A 6,021-nucleotide genomic window follows, 5' to 3' on the forward strand; every position below is an offset into this window, starting at 1 on the left:
GTTGCTTCTGATTGCTTGGACGCAAAGTCATCTGATCCGCTAAAACTCGAGAAGAGGCTGAAACTGCCATCTGTTGTTTGTCACCAGAAAGAAGATGTGAAACTGATGGTGGCAACACCACACGTGTCTGATTTTCTTGAGAGGAAGATACCGAAACACTAGAGACATTTTGTGCTTCTCTTAAATGACGTGGAGGCCGTTTCTTAGGTGGATGTTTTTTAAAAGACCTTGGAGTACGGACCTTTTCACCTACAGAAGAAGAACCTTGTTCAGACTGTGTCCCCATATCAGCAGACAATGCAACAGAATCCTTCGTTTTCTTGTTTACACACTGTACTTCAGCACTAGAACGTTCTGTATTTTCAGTGGCTCTAATTAAATACCAAATTTTAGAATGTCCACTAGAATCAGCACATCTTGTTCTCTTCTCCAAGCGATATTGATAGGTTCCACCATCAACAGCTGTAATGGCCCTCCCCGAAAGATCTGCCAGAGTAAAGTTAGCTCCTTCACCTTCGCTTCTATCGGTAATCAAATTGACTCCGCCAACTAAACTATTTCTTTGTGAGAGAGCGTCTGTAATCTCTCGCCCCGAATCTGTAACACTTACTTTGTGATTACCTGAGCCATTATCGATCAACAAATAATCGCTATTATGATCTCCCGTAGCATTGATATTAAAACGAAAATGTAAATCACCCGAAAGCTTTTGAACATAAAGTGAAATATGACGTGGATCATACGGAATAGAAGAAAAAATAACAGTACCATCTTGTCCCCCTAAATCTTCAATTTTAATCTGTGGTTTATGTTGGATATTCCGTTCACCAACCTCAAATATTATTTCAGCAGGTTTTCCTTCTAGAGGAATATTTTTCTTAGTCGTATGATTTGTCCCATCACCCGCAAATAAATAAAGTTCTCCGCCACCATTAACCCTTACCGCCCCAACGACATCTTTTACGCCAACATGTAGCCAAGACCTAGCATAATCCGTAATTGTTAAAGTATTCACCAGCCCTCTAGGATAGACAACTTGAACAGCTTGATCCCTCAAGGTTGTTTCTACAGACTCCCCTAGTGCTAAGACGTGCTGTCTGCCATTCTCAGAGACTTCTGTACCCATTGCTCTTCCCCCTTCTTTTCTTTGCCCCGCATAAAGATTTTGTTCTCCATTTTTTCCCACTTTCGTATACCAAGCCCCTCCCGCATCATACACATTCTGTTGTCCTACTACTCCATCTCCACCCGTAACTGTGGAATTATACGCATTACTTCGTCTAAGCACGCGCGTAAGATCAATATTCGGCTCTTCATGAACAAACTGCTGACCTCCAACAACTTTAGCTTCCAAGGCAATTCCTCCGCGTGTAACGATTTGCATCCCCCCTTTTTTAACAGTGGACCCCACGGAAGTTTTTCCATTTTCAACAAGCTCTACATCACCATATCCAATCGTAATATTATTTTTGAAAAGACGAGCAATCAGTTCTAAATTTTTTCGTTCCTCTTCTCCATTTCTCACTTGGGTTGCTCTTGTTAGTCTTCTACTCTCACTCTCAACTGCACTTGTGGGTTGTACAAGAAAACTACTGATCATCAATACTGAAAAACTTAACTTGTATTTATACCGCATTATCCACACTCCACTCTCAATTATTTAGAAAAATATCCCGCGGCTACGTAAGCAGCAAATTTTAGATTGTATCATAATGTGTTTTATTTATGTCTAAATGCAATTTTTTAGTGTATTTTTTTAATTTAGACAACTATAGGTTGTTGTTTTATCAAACACTAAAAACGCTAACTGAAGGGAAAAAACTGTATAAAATTCAAACTGTTTATTTGAGTTCAAGGAATAATTTGCATATTTGTATTTCAAATTATGGAGGGAAAAGTGCCCATGCCCTTTAACGAGGTCCCACCCCTTATGTAAAATAGAGCGCCCTTGGATTATATTCATGGATCTGTTTTAAAGAGACATCTCTCAATATGCCGTGAATCTATTTCCTCACGTCGATAATGAATAATATAATAAATCCATTAAAGACTTCCATCTTTACGCTTATGGTAAAGCAAGTTGACTCCATCACACACTTTACCAGCTCTAAAATGTTGCGATAATCCTTAGCACTTGAAGTGATTCATCAGAAGCATTTTGAGTGCTTTCGTGCACAATTTTGTTCTACACGGCTCTCCCCCTTGTGACGTGCAAGCAAATGGTTTTGATTGATTCAACATGGAATAGATTTAAAATGAAAGAATCCTACGATGTTCAAAACTTTCATTCAATATACAAGACAATGAACACTCTATAATAAATTAATACCTTGTCTTAAAAGAGAGTATAAAAGCATCCTTACTGTTTGAAAAGGGCTCTATACTCTCAAAAAGACGTAGTGAAGCGTTATCTGTTTAAAGTTATAAAATTAATCAGCCGTGTAAAGGTGTACTTAGAAACTATAGCGTAATCCTAAAATACCTTGAAGAGCATTTTTAATCTTATGTCCTTTTAGATAATATGCTTCCGCATAAAGTGTTAGGTTATCATTGACCGAACTGTTTAAACCAATTCCTAATTTACCCGCACTACCCGATAAGTCTGTGATAAATTTATGCTGGTTATTAATTATCGCATGATTATTATTTATATTCTCACGCAACCAAGCTGCCATTATATAAGCTGTTAATGAAGTTTCTGAATTCACAAAGAATGCATGTCCTGCTGTCAATCCAACTTCACTACGGAATGAAACTAATGGACTTAAATCACCGACCATTCCATTGGAAAGTTTTATTTTTTTACCTTGAACCTGGAGACCTGTTAGCTTGATATAAGGCTGCATCCAAGTATTTTGCGCCGGTTCAAAATAACAACCAATTTCAAATGATCCACCGATTGCCCATTGATTGTAATGACTTTGAATTGCTAAACCATTTGTTGAGATGGCTTTCAAATTATCTTTATAATAATTATATTTCAAAACACCATCCATATACCATCCACGGTGATCAAAATAAGTTGCGTAAGTTCCAATGCTATAAGAGCTTAAATCACTGTCCCCCCCTCGCGCATGGGAAACACGTGCTTGATCATAACTAGCAAAACCTCCAACATATAATTCTCCATGCCTTAATTCATTCAGCTGATCAGCACCAAAGACTAAACCTGTCTGCCCAAGCTTAAAGTGTGTATGGCCTGTCGCAATGCGTTCTCTGCTCTTAATCCCATAAGTCCATAGCTCGATATCTTTTCTATTTCTGTTCCAAATTTTTCTACCATTCCGTACACTTTGCAATTCATTGTTAAAAATAAGTCCAGGAACGACGGATAACGTTAACACTGCATCCGTAGAAGGAGTAGTTAATGCTCCGCCAGGAATGAACGGATTGGTAGGATCTGGAATAGAGTTTTCCGGTCCACTGAGGCGGTCTGCAGATAAAAACCAAACTTTTCCATTTTCATCCTTTCTTTCTTTCAGACCATACATATAAGTTCCACCATCAAGGGCATTAATATTTTCACCCTTAAGATCTGTCAGCGTAAAATGCGCTCCACCACTTTGATCCGTAATTAAATCACGTTTATGTGAAAAAGGATCCGTGATTTCAACGCCAGAATCAGCAACAGTTATCGTATGATTCCCTGCGCCTTTCTCAACGAAGAGATAATCTCCACGGTCTTGGGCAATTGTGGTATTGAATGCGAAATGTAAACTTCCTGAAAGATTATTCACATGAAGCTGAGAATAATAGGGATCAGAACCCGTAAATGCAAAAATAACACTCCCCTCACCACTTAATTTTTGTATCAAAGAGCTTTTTCCATCAGACTCATCCGCAAGTGAATACAGTTTTGTCTCTTTTCCATTTAAAAGAATATCTTCTACTGTGGTGCGATGTTCATCATTCCCAGCATAAAGATGAAGCTGTCCAGAATGATTTACTTGTGTCTTGCCTTCTAATGTCGCTCCAGCATGTACCCATGATTTTGTTTCATCATTCATTGTTAGATTTTTTACAGATCCATCCGTATATATTTCCTGAATAGCGCTCTCATTTAAAGTGACTCCAATAGCCTGACCGCCTTTTAAGATACGCTGTTTACCACCAGCAAAAACTTCTGTATCAAATGCAAAACCACCATTTTTTGCATCTTCAGACTTTGTTCCAACCTCTTGGATGCCCCCTCGCATAACTTTTGTATTCCAAACTTTACCCCCGTCATATACTTTTTGTTGACCGAATGTTTCCTCTTGACCATAAATGACTGTATGAGAAGCGCTACTCCCTTTAAGCTCTCCTCCAACATCCCCCTCCCCAAAAACAAGCTGCTCCCCACCATAAATTTTAGTCTCCTCTACTTTTCCTCCATTTCCAACACTTTGCTGTCCGCCTTCTTTAACGACAGCATTTTTCGAAAAGCCTTGTTTTCCCTTTAAAGCCTGAACATTCTCAATTCCACCATGTTCAATTTTACTATTCTCACTGAGACCTCCTGCATACACATAAAGCTCCGCACCATTCTTTACCGTATTATCGATAGACCGCCCTGGACTATCAATTTCACCATCATTTGAAATGTATGCTTTACCTTCATGATCAAGGACATAATTTTCGAGCAGTGCCCCATCTTTAATGAAGATAAGCTCAGGTTTTTTAAGAAATGCAGTATTTTGTGCTCGCACATTATCTCCAACATTGTCACGATGATTACTCTCAAGCTCCTGCTGGCTTGCAATTCTAGCACCCTTAACAAGGGTAAAATCGCTAGGCTTTTTTAAAAAGCCTAATTCATTGTGTCTTCTTACAATGAAATCATTCGATGCTCCAAGGATGCATCTTCCTGTTTTCATATCTTCATGATATTGATCGTGAAATACTTGATCATTTTCATAACTCGAAGATTGACAGAAAAGAGGTATTCTCCCCTCATTTGCGGCAGCTGCCTGTACAAAACAGCTGCTAAACAAGAGTACCCAAAAATTGCGTTTCCATTTGTATTGTGTAGCCATATCCTCCCCCCTCTTTACGCCTGCATAGACACCAAACGTAACTAGCTCTACAAAACATATTTTCAACCTTAGATTGTAACAATTCTTCTGAGTAGCCTCATTACTTCTCTCAAAGAACTGTTCTTTACCATCTCTTCAATGCGTTTTTGACCAAAAATATAAGGAAATTCCTACATTTCTTCAAAGTTTTTTCATCAAAGAAAAAAGTAACACATCATAAACTATAATATAAAAGAGAGTGTACAATCTGTCATGAAAAGCGAGTCTGTAGGCTCTGAAAAGTTATTTACGCTTTATTAAAAACTTTCAAAAACAATTATAGATTTGAAAGATAACTATACTCTTATCATTAGAAATGATAGCGTACCCCTATAATTCCCTGAAGAGATTGTTTTGTTTTACGCCCTTTAACATAATGAGCCTCACCATATAACTTCAACTTCTCACTCACAAAACTGCTCAAACCTATCCCTAATTTACCCGCATTACCCGATAAATCGCTCGTAAATGCATGGCGTTCATTAATCACCGTTTGATTCTCATCTTTATTCTCACGCAACCATGCTGCTGTAATATATGCCTGTGAGGAAGAAGCCATGCCAGAGCCAAATTCATACCCTAAAGACAGACCAACCTCACTGCGCAATGAAGTGAAGGGACGCATATCACCTCTCATGTCATTCGATAACTTGATTTCTTTTCCCTCAACTTGCAACCAAGTAAATTGTCCATAAGGCTGCAACCAACTGCTCTTAGACGTCTGAAGGCGATAACCTGCTTCAAAAGAGGTTCCAACCGCCCATTGCTTATAACTGCCTTCAATCCCCAAACCATTCGTGGAAACCGCCTTCAGCGTATTTTGATAATGATTATATTTTAAAAGAGCATCCAGATACCATCCACTATGATCTAAATAAGTGACATAAGCCCCAATGCCATAACTATTGATACCGCTGGTGCCCCCCCGTGCATGTGCAATACGAGCATGGTCATAACTGCCAAATCC

General features: G+C 38.7%; 3 protein-coding genes. All 3 read right to left on the minus strand.

Going from position 1 to position 6,021, the window contains the following annotated elements; genetic code table 11:
* Positions 1 to 1,636, minus strand: a 1,636-nt coding sequence (locus tag T429_RS0108295) for a pertactin-like passenger domain-containing protein (RefSeq protein ID WP_026500969.1), incomplete at its 3' end; no start/stop codon positions are given.
* Positions 1,637 to 2,453: 817 nt separating this feature from the next.
* The gene (bafA, locus tag T429_RS0108300; RefSeq protein ID WP_005773721.1) at positions 2,454 to 5,015 is read right to left on the minus strand and encodes a BafA family autotransporter; all 2,562 of its coding nucleotides are present in this window, start codon (positions 5,013 to 5,015) and stop codon (positions 2,454 to 2,456) included.
* 349 nt (positions 5,016 to 5,364) lie between these two features.
* Positions 5,365 to 6,021 (minus strand): autotransporter outer membrane beta-barrel domain-containing protein (locus T429_RS0108305; protein ID WP_026500970.1); only part of this gene is annotated, 657 nt, incomplete at its 5' end.

Source organism: Bartonella elizabethae F9251 = ATCC 49927, assembly GCF_000518165.1.
GTDB classification, from domain to species: Bacteria; Pseudomonadota; Alphaproteobacteria; order Rhizobiales; family Rhizobiaceae; genus Bartonella; species Bartonella elizabethae.

Excerpts from the sequence above, each read along its gene's own strand:
- bafA (WP_005773721.1), bottom strand. The coding sequence starts at position 5,015 with ATGGCTACACAATACAAATGGAAACGCAATTTTTGGGTACTCTTGTTT.